Source organism: Cryobacterium psychrotolerans, assembly GCF_900101115.1.
Lineage (GTDB): Bacteria > Actinomycetota > Actinomycetes > Actinomycetales > Microbacteriaceae > Cryobacterium > Cryobacterium psychrotolerans.
Map to the genome: position 1 here is coordinate 44635 of NZ_FNFU01000013.1, position 15570 is coordinate 60204.

12 protein-coding genes are annotated in these 15570 nt (G+C 70.3%); 2 read left to right on the forward strand and 10 right to left on the reverse strand.

The window, feature by feature from the left end:
* From xdhB to BLQ39_RS11275, 8 genes are all read right to left on the reverse strand, one after another.
* The gene (gene xdhB / locus BLQ39_RS11240; protein ID WP_092324046.1) at positions 1–2400 is read right to left on the reverse strand and encodes a xanthine dehydrogenase molybdopterin binding subunit; all 2400 of its coding nucleotides are present in this window, start codon (positions 2398–2400) and stop codon (positions 1–3) included.
* Complete coding sequence (locus BLQ39_RS11245) at positions 2397–3881, reverse strand: xanthine dehydrogenase small subunit (protein WP_092324048.1); 1485 nt, start codon at positions 3879–3881, stop codon at positions 2397–2399. The genes xdhB and BLQ39_RS11245 overlap by 4 nt, the downstream gene beginning before the upstream one ends.
* A gap of 79 nt (positions 3882–3960) precedes the next feature.
* Positions 3961–4446 carry a nucleoside deaminase gene (locus BLQ39_RS11250; RefSeq protein WP_092324049.1) on the reverse strand — a complete coding sequence of 162 codons (486 nt, stop codon included), beginning with the start codon at positions 4444–4446 and terminating at the stop codon, positions 3961–3963.
* 42 nt (positions 4447–4488) lie between these two features.
* A complete protein-coding gene (pucL, locus tag BLQ39_RS11255) occupies positions 4489–5403 on the reverse strand; it encodes a factor-independent urate hydroxylase (RefSeq protein ID WP_092324051.1) in 915 nt (304 codons plus the stop codon).
* Between the two features lie 2 nt (positions 5404–5405).
* Positions 5406–5744, reverse strand: a complete 339-nt coding sequence (gene uraH / locus BLQ39_RS11260; protein WP_092324053.1) for a hydroxyisourate hydrolase — start codon at positions 5742–5744, stop codon at positions 5406–5408.
* A complete protein-coding gene (uraD, locus tag BLQ39_RS11265) occupies positions 5741–6238 on the reverse strand; it encodes a 2-oxo-4-hydroxy-4-carboxy-5-ureidoimidazoline decarboxylase (RefSeq protein WP_092324055.1) in 498 nt (165 codons plus the stop codon). The genes uraH and uraD overlap by 4 nt, the downstream gene beginning before the upstream one ends.
* A gap of 131 nt (positions 6239–6369) precedes the next feature.
* A complete protein-coding gene (locus BLQ39_RS11270) occupies positions 6370–7416 on the reverse strand; it encodes a zinc-dependent alcohol dehydrogenase family protein (protein WP_092324056.1) in 1047 nt (348 codons plus the stop codon).
* 44 nt (positions 7417–7460) lie between these two features.
* Positions 7461–9653 (reverse strand): ATP-dependent Clp protease ATP-binding subunit, encoded by a 2193-nt coding sequence (locus BLQ39_RS11275; RefSeq protein ID WP_092324058.1) that lies wholly within the window; start codon positions 9651–9653, stop codon positions 7461–7463.
* Between the two features lie 141 nt (positions 9654–9794).
* On the opposite strand from BLQ39_RS11275, the gene BLQ39_RS11280 reads away from it, so the two are divergent.
* Together BLQ39_RS11280 and BLQ39_RS11285 are read left to right on the forward strand one after the other, a co-directional pair.
* The gene (locus BLQ39_RS11280) at positions 9795–13157 is read left to right on the forward strand and encodes a DEAD/DEAH box helicase (RefSeq protein ID WP_092324060.1); all 3363 of its coding nucleotides are present in this window, start codon (positions 9795–9797) and stop codon (positions 13155–13157) included.
* An 83-nt stretch (positions 13158–13240) separates the two neighbouring features.
* Positions 13241–13891, forward strand: coding sequence for a histidine phosphatase family protein (locus tag BLQ39_RS11285; RefSeq protein WP_092324061.1), 651 nt, complete (start codon positions 13241–13243; stop codon positions 13889–13891).
* Here BLQ39_RS11285 and BLQ39_RS11290 read toward each other — a convergent pair.
* Both BLQ39_RS11290 and BLQ39_RS11295 read right to left on the reverse strand, forming a co-directional pair.
* Positions 13888–15024: a class I SAM-dependent methyltransferase gene (locus BLQ39_RS11290; protein ID WP_092324063.1), complete on the reverse strand. Its 1137-nt coding sequence runs from the start codon at positions 15022–15024 to the stop codon at positions 13888–13890. The two genes, BLQ39_RS11285 and BLQ39_RS11290, sit on opposite strands and share 4 nt — an antisense overlap.
* Positions 15025–15153: 129 nt before the next feature.
* On the reverse strand, positions 15154–15570 hold the full coding sequence (locus tag BLQ39_RS11295; RefSeq protein WP_092324064.1) for a heat shock protein transcriptional repressor HspR: 417 nt from the start codon (positions 15568–15570) through the stop codon (positions 15154–15156).

The following is a 15570-nucleotide window of genomic DNA, read 5'->3' on the forward strand; positions in this document are numbered from 1 at the left end:
TCAGGTGTCCGTCAGGGCGGGAGCGCGTTCGGCGCCGCTCGTGCCCTGCGTCGGCGCCTCAGCCTCGACGGCCGCGCGCGCCGCCGTCAGGGCCCAGAACACGGCCTCGGGTGTCGCCGGGGAAGCCAGCTCCACGCTGTGCCCGGCCGGCCCGAAGCCGGCAACGGCCTGGCGCAGCGCCTCGCGGACGCTGAGGGCGAGCATCACCGGCGGCTCGCCCACGGCCTTGGAGCCATAGATCGCACCGTCTTCGGTGGCCCGCTCGAACAGCGTGACGTTGAATTCGTCCGGCATCTCCGACAGGCTCGGCAGCTTGTAGGTGCTGGCCGACTGGGTGAGCAGGCGTCCTCGACCCGGGCCGTCGCCGGCATCCCAGCGCAGATCCTCCAGGGTGAGCCAGCCGGCGCCCTGCACGAAGCCACCCTCCACCTGGCCGATGTCGATGATCGGGGACAGGGAGTCGCCCACGTCGTGCACGATGTCGACCCGGCGCACCCGGTACGCCCCCGTGAACCCGTCCACCTCGACCTCGGTCGCGGCGGCTCCGTAGGCGAAGTACTTGAACGGCTCCCCCTGCATCGCCTTCTGGTCCCAGTAGAGCCCCTCCGTTCGGTAGAAGCCGGCCGCCCACAGCTGCACGCGCTGCAGGTACGCCTCCCCCGCCACCTCGGCGAAGCCGATGTCCTGGCCGGCGCCCAGACCCAGGGCGCTCACCCTGCCGCGGGTAAACCGCACGTCCTGGGAGTGCGCGCCGAGCATCCGGCCCGCGACGTCAGCCATCCGCGCAAGAATCTGATCGCAGGCGTTCTTGATGGCGCCACCGTTGAGGTCGGAGCTGGAACTGGCCGCCGTCGCCGAGGTGTTGGGTACCTTGTCCGTGCGAGTGGGCGCCAGCCGCACCGCCGACAGGGGAACGCCGAGGGCGGTTGACGCAACCTGCAGCATCTTCGTGTGCAGGCCCTGGCCCATCTCGGTGCCACCGTGATTGATGAGCACGGATCCGTCCTTGTAGACGTGCACCAGGGCGCCGGCCTGGTTGAACGCGGTGAAGTTGAAGGAGATCCCGAACTTGACCGGCGTCAGCGCCAGCGCGCGTTTCAGGTGCGGACTGGCCGCGTTGAATGCCCGGGCCTCCTCCGTCCTCCGCGCGAGGGCGCTGCTGTGGACCAGCTGGGTCCAGATCGCGCCCAGCCGTTCGGCGTGGCGCACCGGCTGTCCGTACGGCGTCAACTGGCCCGGGGCGTAGAAGTTCTTCCGTCGAAGCTCGGCCGGGTCGATGCCGAGCAGCGGGGCGCACCGACCGAGGATGTCTTCGATCATGAACATGCCCTGCGGTCCGCCAAAGCCCCGGAACGCCGTCTGCGAGGTCTTGTTCGTCTTCACGATCCGGCCGCGGGCTTCGATCGCGGGGATCCAGTAGGCATTGTCGATGTGGCAGAGCGCACGGCTCAAGACGGGTTCGGACAGGTCGAGGCTCCAGCCGCCGTCTGCGGTCAGCGTGGCTTTCAGCCCCAGCAGCAGCCCGTCCTCGGAGAAGCCGACCCGCCAGGAGGCGTGGAACGGGTGTCGCTTGCCCGTCAGGGTCAGGTCCTGGGTTCGGGTGAGCCGCAGCCGCACCGGCCGGCCGGTCAGCAGGGCGCCGAGCGCGGCCACCGCGGCGAATCCGTGCGGCTGCATCTCCTTGCCGCCGAACGCTCCGCCCATCCGCAGGCACTGCACCGTCACCGCGTTGCTGCTGAGCCCGAGCACGTGGGCCACGATTGCCTGCGTCTCGGAGGGGTGCTGGGTGCTGCACTGCACGAACACCCGTCCGTCGTCTTCGACCTGCGCCAGCGCGGCCTGGGTCTCGAGGTAGAAGTGTTCCTGCCCTCCGACCTCACTCTCGCCCTCGAACACCCGGGCGGCCCCGGCCAGTGCCGCGTCGGCGTCTCCGCGTCGCACGGTGCGGGTCTCGCCCTGGAACGACTCGGCCGTGATGGCCTCCGACAGGGTCACCACCGAGGTCAGCACCTCATACTCGACCTGCACGGCGTCGGCGCCGAGCCGGGCGGCCTCAGTGGATTCGGCCAGGACCCAGCACAGCGCCTGACCGTAGAACATGACTTCCGTGGGGAACAACGGCTCGTCGTGCTTGATCCCGGAATCGTTGATGCCGGGCACGTCGTCGGCGGTGAGCACCCGGACGACGCCGGGAACGCCGAGGGCGCCGTCGGTGCGCAACACGCTCACGCGGGCATGGGCATGGGTGGACTGAACCGGCCAGGCGGTCAGCACCCCGGCCGTGCGGGATGCCAGGTCGTCGGTGAAGATCGCCCGCCCGGTCGCGTGCAGGATCGCGCTTTCGTGCGGCACGGGCAGGCCGACCGCCGGGTCGACCGGGCGATCCGAGAGGGCACTCATGACAGGGCCTCCCCGGTGGCTTCGGTGTAGAACTTGAGCATCGCCTGGACGAGCATGGCCTTGCGGTAGGCGGCGCTTGCCCGGTGGTCGTCCAGGGGGGTCCCCTCGTCGCCGAGCGCGGCCGCGGCCCTGCGCACGGCCGGGGCCGCCCACGGTTGGCCTTCCAGGGCCTGCTCGGTTGCCCGCGCGCGCAGCGGGGTTGCCGCCACGCCGCCCAGGCCGATGCGGGCCCGTGTCACCAGGCCGTCGTCGACGTCGATGGCGAAGGCCACGGCCACGCTCGAGATGTCGTCGAACCGGCGCTTCGCTATTTTGTGGAACGCGGTGGTCCCCGCCAGCGGCAGCGGTATCCGGATCGCCCGGAGAATCTCGTCCGGGCGGCGCACGGACCTGCGATAGCCGGTGAAGTAGTCGCTGAGCTCGACCTCGCGCTCGCCCACCGTCGAGGCCAGGACGACCACCGCGTCCAGGGCCAGGAGGGCCGGCGGGCTGTCGCCGATGGGAGAGCCGGTGCCCAGGTTGCCGCCGAAGGTCGCACGATTGCGGATGAGCCGGGACGCGAACTGGGGGATCATGTCGCCAAGCAGAGGCACCCGGCCGGCCAGGGCGCTCTCTACCTCAGACAGCGGCACGGCCGCGCCGATCTGGATGAACCGGTCCCCGAATTCCAGGGTGCGAAGCTCCCCGATCGCATCGATGGCGAGCACGAGCGGGCTGCGGCGGCCGCGCAGATTGACTTCCACGCCCCAGTCCGTCGACCCGGCGATCAGCACCGCGGTCGGATTCTCGGCCAGCAGGCCGACCGCCTCGGCCAGCGTCCGCGGGCGCACGAATTTCCCGTCGGGAGCCTCCAGCACCGTTGCCGCCGGCCGCGGGGGCGGGAGGTCCCGCCGGGCGGCGAGCTCGTCGCCGGCCTGCGGGGCGCCGAGGGCGTAGGCGGCGTCGCGGATCGGGCGGTACCCGGTGCACCGGCAGAGATTGCCGGCCAGCGCATGAAGATCGAACCCGTTCGGGCCGCGTTCTCCGCACGGGGCATCGTCGCTGAGGTCGCCTCCCGGCTGCCGGTCCCGCCGGTAGAATTCGGCCGCCATGCTGCAGGCGAAACCCGGAGTGCAGTATCCGCACTGGGAGCCGCCTGCTGCGGCGAGTCCGGCCTGGACCGGGTGAAGCGCTGCCGGCGTGCCCAGTCCCTCTGCTGTCACCAGCTCCTGGCCGTCGAGCGCCCAGGCCGGGATCAGGCACGCGTTGACCGCCGCCCAGGCGGTGCCGCCCGAACCGTCGGCCTGGCCGACGAGCACTGCGCACGCGCCGCACTCACCCTCGGCGCAGCCTTCCTTGCTGCCGGACAGGCCGTTCTCCCGCAGCCACTCGAGGGCCGTCGCGTGTGCACGCACACCGGCCAACGGGCGTCGTTGCCCGTTCACAGTCACGCTGGATTCATAGGTCACACTGGATTCATAGTTCACGCTTGGATCATCCATGGTCCCCGCTCCTTTTCGTACCTTCCCCCAGGATGACAATGTAAGCCATCGTGACGACGGGCACACTGACATCCCGGACCTAATATGCGATCCGGTCGGGGGTGCTCAGCCAGACGTTGAAGGGTTCCGTGGCGTCATCGCCGAGGCCGATCCGATTGATCGGCATGATGCTGTCCTCGCCGCCGGGGTTCTCGAAGTAGTCGTAGAAGACCGCGTCATCGAACCCCGCTCCGGCCGCATCGTCACGGTCGGCCGCGAAGAACACCGTGCCGATGCGCGCCCACAGGGCCGAGGAGAGACACATCGGGCACGGTTCGCAGCTCGCGTACAACGTCGCCCCGGTGAGGTCGAACGTGCCGAGACCCTGGCAGGCCGCCCTGATTGCGGTCACCTCGGCATGGGCCGTGGGGTCCAGGTTCGCGGTGACCCGGTTCACTCCCTCGAACACGCGGCCGTCCGGCGCGACGACGAGGGCCCCGAAAGGCCCGCCGCTGCTCCGGACGTTGTCGGTGGCGAGTTGCACGGCCTGCCTCAGCAGCAGTGCCTCCTGGTGCGATGCATCCATGGGACTGGGCTCCTTAATTCTTTCGAACCGTGAATTCCGGGACTAACAGAAGCCGGCCATGCCCTCCCAGGCGGCTGCGGCATCGGTTGCGTCATCGCGCTGCACGACGGCCTCGATCAGGCCGTACGGGCGGTCGGCGGCGAAGAAGACCTCGCCGGGGTTGTCGAGGTCGAACGGCGAGAGGTCGACCAGGTAATGGTGGCGGTTGGGCATCGAGAACTTGATCTCGTCGATCTCGGGGTGAGCCTCGAGAACGGCCTTGCCCATCTGGAACAGGGTCTGCTGCAGGGCGTGGGAATGCTTGTCGGCGAAGGCCCTGAGCAGCACGCGTCGCACGTCCGCGTAGACCGCGTCGTAATCGAGCCCTGCGGTGTTGTAGCGCCAGCGGGCGGTGACCGAGGTGGCGAGGATGCGATCGGTGGCGTCCTGCAGGGTCGTGTACACGTCGCGGGGGAAGCCGGTGAACTGCGACCCGGTGGATTTGAGCACCGAGAGGTCCTTCAGGCCGGCGATGACCGTGGGTGCGCCGCCTCCGTCGATCGTGACGGTGGCGGTGCGGATTTCGGTGCCGCCACGGACGAAGGCGTGGTCATGGGTGCTTTCGCCGTCTTCGTTGCCCATGTCGATGTGGGCCCAGGAGTACTTTTCGGCCGCCCAGCGGCCGCCGGTGACCCACTCGAAGTCGTCAACGAAATGCCGGGCGAGGCGAAGGAGGAGATCCTCGGGGGCGCCGACGCCGTCCCTGGCGAAGGCGAAGGCCGTGTTCTTCTGGGTGTCCGTGGCAATGACGTGCGCGTTGTCGCCCTCGACGTGGGCCGCCTCGAAGTCACCGCGCAGCTGGGAGGTGATGCTCAGGTCTTCGATCTCGTGGCGCGCCGTGTCCCTGGTCACCTTGACGAGGCGCACCTCGGCCTTCCCATACTGGTTGGCGCCGAGAACGATGCTGCCGTGTGCCATGGTCAGCTTCCCCTGTAGGTCGAGTATGCGAATGGGCTGAGCAGCAGAGGTACGTGGTAGTGCTGCGCGGGGTCGGTGACCTCGAAATCGATCGACACCACGGGGTAGAACGTGTCTCGGCTGGTTCCGGCGAAGTATTCGCCGGTGGCGAAGCGCAGCCGGTAGGTTCCGCGCTCGAGCAGCTCCGGACCGAGGTCACTCACGCGGCCATCGGCGTCGGTTCGGCCGGCAGCGATCTCGGTGCCGTCCACGTCCAGCAGGGAGACGGCGACGCCTCCGGCCGGACGACCGGTGGCGGCATCCAGAATATGAGTACTGACATGACTACGGAGCTGGCTCACGACGTCAGGATTCCTTCCAGACGGAGCACGGCGATCTCGCGCAGCTGATCCGCGACGACGGGGATCTCCTCCTCGGGTGAGTGCGTCAGCCGGCTCCGCAGCGCAGCAAGGATCTCCTCCGGCGTGCGCCGCGCAGCCCGGATCAGAAAAACTCGCCCGAATCGTTCCTCATAGGCGCGGTTGCCCGCGGCAAGCGCCTCCGCGACGGCGGTGTCCCCTGGATCGATTCCGGCCTGTTCCGAACGGGAGAGCGAGGCTTCGGCGTGCGCGCCGCGCGCCCGCTCCCCGATCCGGGCGTGGCGGGCGAGCGCTCCGTCGATTTCGGCGATCGTCCAGGGTGCTGCGATGTGCCGCGCCACCGTGAGGAGCTCCTCCACGTCGGAGTACGGGCGGGCGTCGACGACGCCATCGACCCACCGGGCGATCTGCACGCACGGGCGCACGGCATCCCGAGCCTGCTCGCGGTCGAGGAGGTTGAACTGTTCAAGCGTCATTGCTTGTTCCCCCTGGCGTAACTTCCACAATGAGAAAGCGCTATGTCATTGCAAGTGAAGTGGCTGGGGGTGGGTCTGTCAAGCATCGACCCGGCCAGGTGCCGCACGAGCGGCACCTGGCTTTCGGGCCGCTAGGGGCGGAGCAGAACCTTGATCGCGCGGCGTTCGTCCATGGCGGCGTAGGCCTCCGCGACATCCGCCAGCGGCAGCTCGAGGTCGAAGACGCGGCCGGGGTTGATCGCGCCGGAGAGCACCTCGGGCAGCAGTTCCTCGACGTAGCCGCGCACGGACGCGACGCCGCCGTTGAGGCCGACGTTCCGGCTGAACAGCGGGCGCACGGCGATGGGGCCGCCGGTGGGCACGCCCACGTAGCCGACCATGCCGCCGGGCCGGGCCGACTCGATCGCCTGGTCCATCGACTCCTTGGTTCCGACGCACTCGAGCACGCAGTCGGCGCCGATTCCGTCGAAGAGCTCGCGGATGCGGGCGACGCCCGCCTCGCCGCGTTCCTCAACGATGTCGGTGGCGCCGAACTCGCGGGCGACGGCCTGCCGATCCGCGTGGCGCGACATGGCCACGATCCGGGACGCACCGAGGCGCTTGGCCGCGATGATGGCGCAGAGGCCGACCGCGCCGTCGCCGACGACGACGACCGTGCTGCCGGTGGTCACGCCGGCGGAAACAGCCGCGTGGTGGCCGGTGCCCATGACGTCGGCGAGGGTGAGCAGGCCGGGAACCTGGGCGTCGTCCGGCATCGACGGGGTCGCCACGAGCGAGCCGTCGGCGTGGGGCACGCGCACCTTTTCGCCCTGGGCGCCGTCGGCGAAGCCGCCGAGCTGGTCGTCGGAGCCCCACCAGCCGCCGTTGAGGCAGGAGGTGCTGACGCCGTTCTGACAGTTGACGCAGGTGTTGTCGCAGTCGTAGAAGGGTGCGATGACGAAGTCGCCTACCTTGACGGTGCGGACGTCCGGGCCGATGGCCTCGACGACGCCCACGAACTCGTGGCCGATCCGGTGAGGTTCGTCCGTCGGCTGCACGCCGCGGTACGGCCACAGGTCGGAGCCGCAGACGCACGCGGCGACGACGCGCACGATGGCGTCACCCCCGGTGGAGAGGATCGGGTCGGCTACTTCTTCCAGGCGGACGTCTCTCTCGCCGTAAATCACTGTTGCACGCATCCCCCGAGCCTAACCCCCGCGGGCCCGAGGGATCGCTGGACGGTCTAGAGCTCGACGTCGTCGACGTCCTCTTCGCCGGAGGGCACGGGCGGGGCGGCGGCGGATGCGACGGTGAGCGAGTCCCCGTCCGGTGCGAGTTCGACCCGAACCGTGTCACCGTCGCGAACCTCGCCGGACAGCAGCGCCCGGGCCAGCCGGTCGTCGATTTCCTGCTGCATCAGCCTGCGCAGCGGACGCGCGCCGTAGATCGGGTCGTATCCGCGCTCGGCCAGCCAGGCCCGGGCATCCGGGGTCACGGCCAGTTCGAGCCTGCGCTCGGCGAGCCGCCGCTGCAGACGGTCGACGTTCAGCTCCACGATCCGGCCGAGATCCTCCATCGACAGCGACGAGAACACCACGATGTCGTCGAGGCGGTTCACGAACTCGGGCTTGAAGGACTTGCGCACCAGGTCCCGGACGGCGGTTTCCTTCTGCTCGGGCGAGAGCGTCTGGTCGACCATGAACTGCGAACCGAGGTTCGAGGTGAGCACCATGATCGTGTTGCGGAAGTCGACGGTGCGGCCCTGGCCGTCGGTGAGCCGGCCGTCGTCGAGCACCTGCAGCAGCACGTCGAACACCTCAGGGTGCGCCTTCTCTACCTCGTCGAAGAGGATCACAGAGTACGGCCGCCGGCGCACGGCCTCGGTGAGCTGCCCGCCCTGCTCGTACCCGATGTACCCGGGGGGCGCCCCGACCAGGCGCGATACGGAGAACTTCTCGCCGTACTCGCTCATGTCGATGCGCACCATCGCCTTCTCGTCGTCGAAGAGGAAGTCGGCGAGCGCCTTGGCCAGCTCCGTCTTGCCCACGCCGGTCGGGCCGAGGAACAGGAACGACCCGGTGGGCCGGTCTGGGTCGGAGATCCCGGCCCGGGTGCGGCGCACGGCGTCGGCAACCGCGCGCACGGCATCCTTCTGGCCGATCAGCCGGTGGGCGAGCTCGCCCTCGAGGTTCAGCAGCTTCTCGGTCTCGCCCTGCAGCAGGCGGCCCACCGGGATGCCGGTCCAGGCCGCGACCACGGCGGCGATGTCCTCTGCGGTGACGTGGTCGTTGACCATCCGCGGCCCCTCCGACTCGGTCTTCTCCGCGGCGGCCAGCTCCCGCTGCATCACCGGGATGTCGCCGTAGAGCAGGCGGGACGCCTTCTCCAGGTTGCCCTCCCGCTGTGCGCGGTCGGCCTCGCTGCGCGCGGAGTCGAGCCGTTCCTTGAGTTCGCCGACCCGGTTGAGCGAGGCCCGCTCCGTTTCCCAGCGCGCCTGCAGCTCGGAGAGCTTCTCCTGGCGCTCGGCGAGGTCTTCGCGCAGCTTCTGCAGCCGCAACCTGGACGCGTCGTCCTTCTCCTTCTTGAGGGCGAGCTCCTCGAGCCTGAGCCGATCGACGCCGCGCCGCAGCTCGTCGATCTCCACCGGGGCCGAGTCGATTTCCATCCGCAGCCGGCTCGCCGCCTCGTCGATCAGGTCGATGGCCTTGTCCGGCAGCTGCCGGGCCGTGATGTACCGGTTCGACAGGGATGCCGCCGCCACGAGCGCCGAGTCGGCGATCGACACCTTGTGGTGGGCCTCGTAGCGCTCCTTGAGCCCGCGGAGGATGGCCACGGTGTCTTCGACGCTCGGTTCGTCCACGAGCACCGGCTGGAAACGGCGCTCGAGCGCGGCATCCTTCTCGATGAACTCGCGGTATTCGTTCAGGGTGGTCGCGCCGATCAGGCGGAGTTCGCCGCGGGCGAGCATGGGCTTGAGCATGTTGGAGGCCGCCACGGAGCCCTCGCCGCCGCCGGCGCCCATCAGGGTGTGCAGCTCATCGACGAAGGTGATGATCTCCCCCTCCGCGTCGTTGATCTCCTTGAGCACGGACTTCAGCCGCTCCTCGAACTCACCGCGATACTTCGCGCCGGCGACGAGCGCGGCCAGGTCGAGGGAGACGAGCTGCTTGCCCTTGAGCGAATCGGCGACGTCGCCGGCGACGATGCGCTGGGCCAGCCCCTCGACGACGGCGGTCTTGCCCACGCCGGGTTCCCCGATGAGCACCGGGTTGTTCTTCGTGCGACGGGTGAGAACCTGGCTCACCCGGCGAATCTCGGCATCGCGGCCGATCACCGGGTCGAGCTTGCCCGTGCGGGCGATTTCGGTGAGGTTGACCCCGTAGAGCTCCAGGGCGCTCTTCGCTTCCTCCTGGGGCGGCTGCTGTCCGGCTTGCATCGCGAGGTCTCCTTCAAAGTTGAGTCTGATTGGCTCAAGTTTATCGAGATTGGGCGATTCCCGCTAGGGCGGACTCTCTCCGGGCCTCCCAGCCGCGCGTGAGAGACTGGACGTCGACTTACGTACGGATTTCCTCCCACTATGGCCCATACCCTCAGCTCGCACGAGATTGCCCTGCTCGTCGGCAGCCAGGCCTTCTCCCGCGGCGAGCGCTACGTGCGCAACGGACACGTGCAAAAACAAACCTGGTTCGGTTCCGGCACCCAGCTCTTCGGACAGGTGCGGGGCACTCGCCCCGAGCCCTATTCGGTGACCGTGTCGTTCACGGTGAACGCCGCCGGGCAGGCCAGCCGGGCCACGGGCGTGTGCACCTGCCCGGTCAAGCGCAACTGCAAGCATGTCGCCGCCCTGCTCCTGGCCAGCCGGGATTCCCCGGCGGACGGCCCCGATGGCCCGATTCGAGAACGCCGGATGCCAGCCTTCGAGCCCGGGGCCCGGCCTGCCGCGCCCAGGGCGCCCTCGCAGCAGGGCGTCTCGGTCGTCCGGACCCGCGCCAGGCTCGCCCTGCAATTCGAGCTGCTCGCCCCGATCAGCACCGGCTGGTACTCGGCCGGGCGCACGCGTCCGGCGCGGCGCCTGGGCATCCGCCCGATGGTGATGGGCAGCGGCGGCTCCTGGATCCGCGGCGGCCTGACCTGGGACAACCTGCTCTACTCCCTCGACTCGCTCGATGCCACCCACGTGTCGATCCTGACCTCCCTGCGCGCGCTGTATGCGGCGGGCCGGGGCTACCGCGCCCCGGCCGACAACTGGTTGCACCTCGACGACGCCGGGAACGAGGACCTCTGGGAGATCCTCGACACGGCCCAGGGCGCCCGGATGCCGCTGGTCTACGCCAACCCGGCGCAGGATCCGGTGGTGCTCTCGTCTGCTCCGGCCACCCTGGCGGTCGACATCAGTCGCGGCGAAGCCGGGCTCGCGCTCACGCCGACCGTCACGCTCGCCGGCCGGCGCCTCGATCGGCAGCACCTCGGTTTCCTCGGCGATCCGGCGCACGGGCTGTTCGCCTGGGACGGGCCCGGCGGCGAAGCGGCCCCGGGCGGCGATGTCCGGCTCACCCTCGCGCAGCTCTCCCACCCGGTCAGCGCCCAACTGCGCGCCCTCGCCGAGAGCGCGAACCGTCTGGTGCGTTCGAACGACGAGGATGCCTTCCTCGCCCAGGTCTACCCGTTCCTGCGGCGGCAGGGCGCGGTGACCAGCCGCGACGGGTCGTTCGACCTGCCCGACATCCCTCGCCCCGTGCTGGCGCTGGCGATCACGCACTCCGACGAGACCGCGGCCGGCCCGCGGATCGGCGTGCGCTGGGACTGGCGCTACCTGGCCCCGGGCGACTCGCCCGCGGCGGTGTCCGGTTCCCGGCGCCCCCTGTGGCCGTGGCCGGGCGACACGGCCTTCCGCGACGAGGGTCGTGAGGCGGATATCCTGAACGCGCTGGGCCCCGCGCTCGCCCGGTTCCCGACCATCGCGCCCCAGCACCGCGGCGCGCCCCGGCTGAACGCGTCGGCGGGCCTCGCCGGAGGCGCGATGATCGCGTTCCTGGACGCGGTGCCCGAGTTCACCCGGTCCGGCGACGTGGTCGTAGAGGTGATCGGCGACGCCCCCGACTACCGTGCCGCGGAGCAGCCGCCGGTGATCAGCCTGGCCACGACAGACCGGGCCGACAGCCGCGACTGGTTCGACCTGGCCGTGACGGTGAGCATCGACGGCGAGAGCATCCCCTTCGACGCGCTCTTCCTGGCCCTCGCCGCCGACCGGGACGTGATGATCCTGCGCAGCGGCACGTACTTCAGCCTCGACCGGCCCGAGTTGCACCAGCTCCGGCGCCTGATCGAGGAGGCGCGCGCGCTGCAGGAGCCGGGCTCGGCCGCGCTCGGAATCAGCCGGTTCCAGGTGGACCTCTGGGACGAGCTGCAGGCGCTCGGCGTGGTGGCCGCCCAGGCGGCCGCCTGGCGCGAGACGATGGCCGGCCTGGCCGCGACGGTGTCGACGGATGCGACGGCGCTGCCCGGATGCCCCCTGCCGAGCGGCATCCAGGCCACGCTGCGCGGCTACCAGCAGGCCGGCTACGACTGGCTGAGCTTCCTCTACGACCACCAGCTGGGCGGCATCCTCGCCGACGACATGGGGCTCGGCAAGACGCTGCAGGCGATCGCCCTGATCGCCCGGGCGCGCGAGCAGGGCGCCGGGCGGGACGAGCCGGGTGCCCGACCCCCGTTCCTGGTCGTCGCGCCGACCAGCGTGGTGCCGAACTGGTCCGTCGAGTGCGCCAGGTTCGCGCCGGGGCTCACCGTGGCGACGATCACCGAAACAACCCGCAAGCGGGGTACCGTCCTGGCGGACGTGATCGCCGGCGCGGATGTCGTGATCACCTCGTACACGCTCTTTCGGCTGGACTTCGAGGAGTACAACGCCCGGGAGTGGGCCGGCCTGCTGCTCGACGAGGCGCAGTTCGTCAAGAACCACCAGTCCCGCGCGCACCAGTGCGCCCGCCGCCTGTCGACGCCGTTCAAGCTGGCGATCACCGGCACGCCGCTCGAAAACAACCTGATGGAGTTTTGGTCGTTGCTCTCGATCACCGCGCCGGGTCTGTTCCCGAGCCCGAGCCGGTTCGCCGAGTACTACCGGAAACCGATCGAGAAGGAGTCCGACGGCGACCGGCTGGACCAGTTGCGCCGGCGCATCCGCCCGTTCATGCTGCGCCGCACGAAGGACGAGGTGGCCCGGGACCTGCCGGCCAAGCAGGAGCAGGTGCTCGAGCTCGAACTGCACCCGAAGCACCGCAAGGTCTACGAGACGCACCTGCAGCGGGAGCGGCAGAAGGTGCTCGGGCTGATCGGCGACCTGGGCGCGAACCGGTTCGAGATCTTCCGGTCGCTGACCATGCTGCGCCAGCTCAGCCTCGACGCCAGCCTCTACGACCCGGCCTACGAGGGAATCCCCTCGACCAAGCTCGACGCCCTGCTCGAACTGCTCGCCGACACCGTGGCCGAGGGGCACCGCACCCTCATCTTCAGCCAGTTCACCCAGTACCTCGGCAAGGCCAGGGACCGCCTGGACGCCGCCGGGATCTCGTACGCCTACCTCGACGGCAAGACGCGCAACCGGGCGCGGGTGATCGCAGACTTCAAGGAGGGCGACGCCTCGGTCTTCCTGATCAGCCTCAAGGCGGGCGGGTTCGGCCTCAACCTGACCGAGGCGGACTACGTCATCCTGCTCGACCCCTGGTGGAACCCGGCGACCGAGGCGCAGGCCGTCGACCGCGTGCACCGGATCGGCCAGAGCAAGAACGTCATGGTCTACCGGCTGGTCTCCAGGGACACGATCGAGGAGAAGGTGATGGCGCTTAAGGCCGCCAAGGCCCGGCTGTTCGACAGCGTGATGACGACCGGCTCCGCCCACGGCACCGCGCTCTCGGCCGCCGACATCCGCGAGCTCCTGGCCTGAGGGCGGGGCGCGCCGGTTCCGGCGGGCTTGCCGAGCCGCCACACGCGGAGCGTCCGCCTAGCCGCCCACGGCAGAATGGTCGGGTGAGCCCCACCACGACCTTCGCCCTGATCCGCCACGGCCAGACCGCCTGGAACGCCCAGCAGCGCATCCAGGGCGCGACCGACATCCCGCTCAACGACACCGGCCGAGGGCAGGCGACGGATGCCGTCACGGCCCTGTCCGGTTACGACTGGGACTTCCTCGCCTCCTCGCCGCTCTCCCGCGCCGCCGAGACGGCCGACCTCATCGCCGCGGGGCTCGAGCTCGACGTCACCCGGCGCATCCCGGGCCTCGTCGAGCGCGACTACGGCCCGGCCGAGGGACTCCGCGCGGGCGACGAACTCGAGGCGCTCCGGTTTCCGGGCGGCTTCCACGGCGCGGAGAGCGAGTCCGCCGTCGCCGAACGCGCAATCGACAGCCTGGAGCTGCTCGCCCGGGAACACCGCGGGGCGCGCATCATCATCGTCACCCACGGCACGCTCATCCGGCTCGCCCTCACGAGGGCGTTCGCCCGGGACGTGGGCACCATCGACAATGCCGCGCTCACCCGCGTGCGCCACCACGCCGACGCCTGGCACCTCGACCTCCTGAACGGAATCCCCCTCTCCTCCCCCCCCCCCCCGAAACCGCAGTTGTGCGCGTTAAAACGCCCGAATAACGCGCACAACTGCGGTTTCGCGGGGGTGAGTTAGCGGGTTGAGACGGTGACGGTGAATTTGGCGTTGCGAGCGACCTGGTGCGTCGGGCCGACGATGCGGGTGAGCGCGGGGCGGTAGCCGAGGTGGGTGTTCCAGACGGTCCACAGCTCCCCGCCGGGCCGGAGCACGCGCGCGGCATCCTCGAAGAGCTTCAGCGCGATCCCGGCGTGCACCGACGAGCCGATGTGGAAGGGCGGGTTCAGCACAATCAGCTCGGCCGAGGCATCCGGTCGGCTGCCGAGCGCGTCGTCCCGCACGACACGCACCCGGTCGGTCACGCCGTTGGCCTCCATGGTGGCCCGGGCGGATGCGACGGCCGCGGCCGACTGGTCGGTGGCGATCAGCCGCAGCCCGGGGCGGCGCCGGGCCAGGGCTGCCGCGAGCACGCCGGTGCCGCAGCCGAGGTCGATGGCCGACCCGGCATCCGGCTTCATCCGGTCGAGGAACTCCAGCAGGAATCGCGTGCCGATGTCGATCGTGGTGCCCGCGAAGGCCGCCCCGTGCGCGCAGACTGTGAGCGACAGCCCGGGGGCCAGGTCGTCGTGCCGCGCCACCCGCGGCCAGGCCGGCGCGTCGGTCACCGGCAACGGCGCCGAGGCGATCAGCACCCGGGACTTCTGCCGGGCCGGCGACACCTGCAGTTCGCCGAAATGGCGGCCCAGGACCTCGTTCATGGCGATGGTCATGTGCTTGATCCGTCCGCCCGCGAACACGCGCACGTGCGGCGACGCGAACCGGCGCACGGCGTCGGCCAGCTCGTCGAGCGCCGACAGGCTGCGCGGCAATTGCAGCAGCACAACCCGAGCCCCGGCCAGGAGTTCCTCGCCCAGCGGCAGCGAGCGGTAGGCCTCCGCCAACCCGGACTCGGCCGCGTTGCGGGCGAGCGCCTGCTCACCGGAGAGTCCGTCCTGGTGGGTCCGGATGCCCCGCGCGCCGTGCAGCGCCGCCGCACCGAGCGTGAGCGCCCCGTAATGGTCCTCGAGCACGACCACCTCTCCGGGCCCCGCAGCCGCCAGGTCCGCGGCCGCCTCATCGAGGATCAGCCGGTCGCTCGCGTCGACGGCGAAGAGGTTCTCGGCCTCGACATCCGGGTGGCGCCGGAGGCGGTCGAAGGAGAAGTCGGGCATCCCCTCAGGGTAGCCGGGCCAAGGTAGCCGGGACGCTGGGGCGCCCTCCCCGCGGTCGCCAGGTTTGACCTGCGGACAACGAACCTTCGCGAGCGAAGTAGAAGGTGCGTTGTCCGCAACTCAGCGCTGTCAGCGAGGTTCGAGCGGCCGCCAGATGACCACCTGGTTCGAGCGGCGGAGGCGCGTTCCGGCCCGCATCGAGGTGACCTCACCGGCCGAGCCGGCCGCGAAAACGCGGCGGCCCGGGCGGTTGAGCATCTCATCGGCCAGGGCCGATTCGAGTTCACGCAGCCGGGCCTCGAGTCCACGCACGTGGTCTTCGAGCTCGAGAATGCGCCGGATGCCTTCCAGGCTCACCCCCTGGGCGCCCAGCTGGGCGACCTCCCGCAGCCTGGCCACGTCCCGCACGGAGTAGCGGCGGGACTTCCCGGGCGTGCGCCCCGGGCTGACGAGCCCGAGGCGATCGTATTGGCGCAGGGTTTGCGGGTGCATGCCCGCAAGCTCCGCCGCCATCGAAATCACGAAGACCCGGGTGTTCTCGTCCAT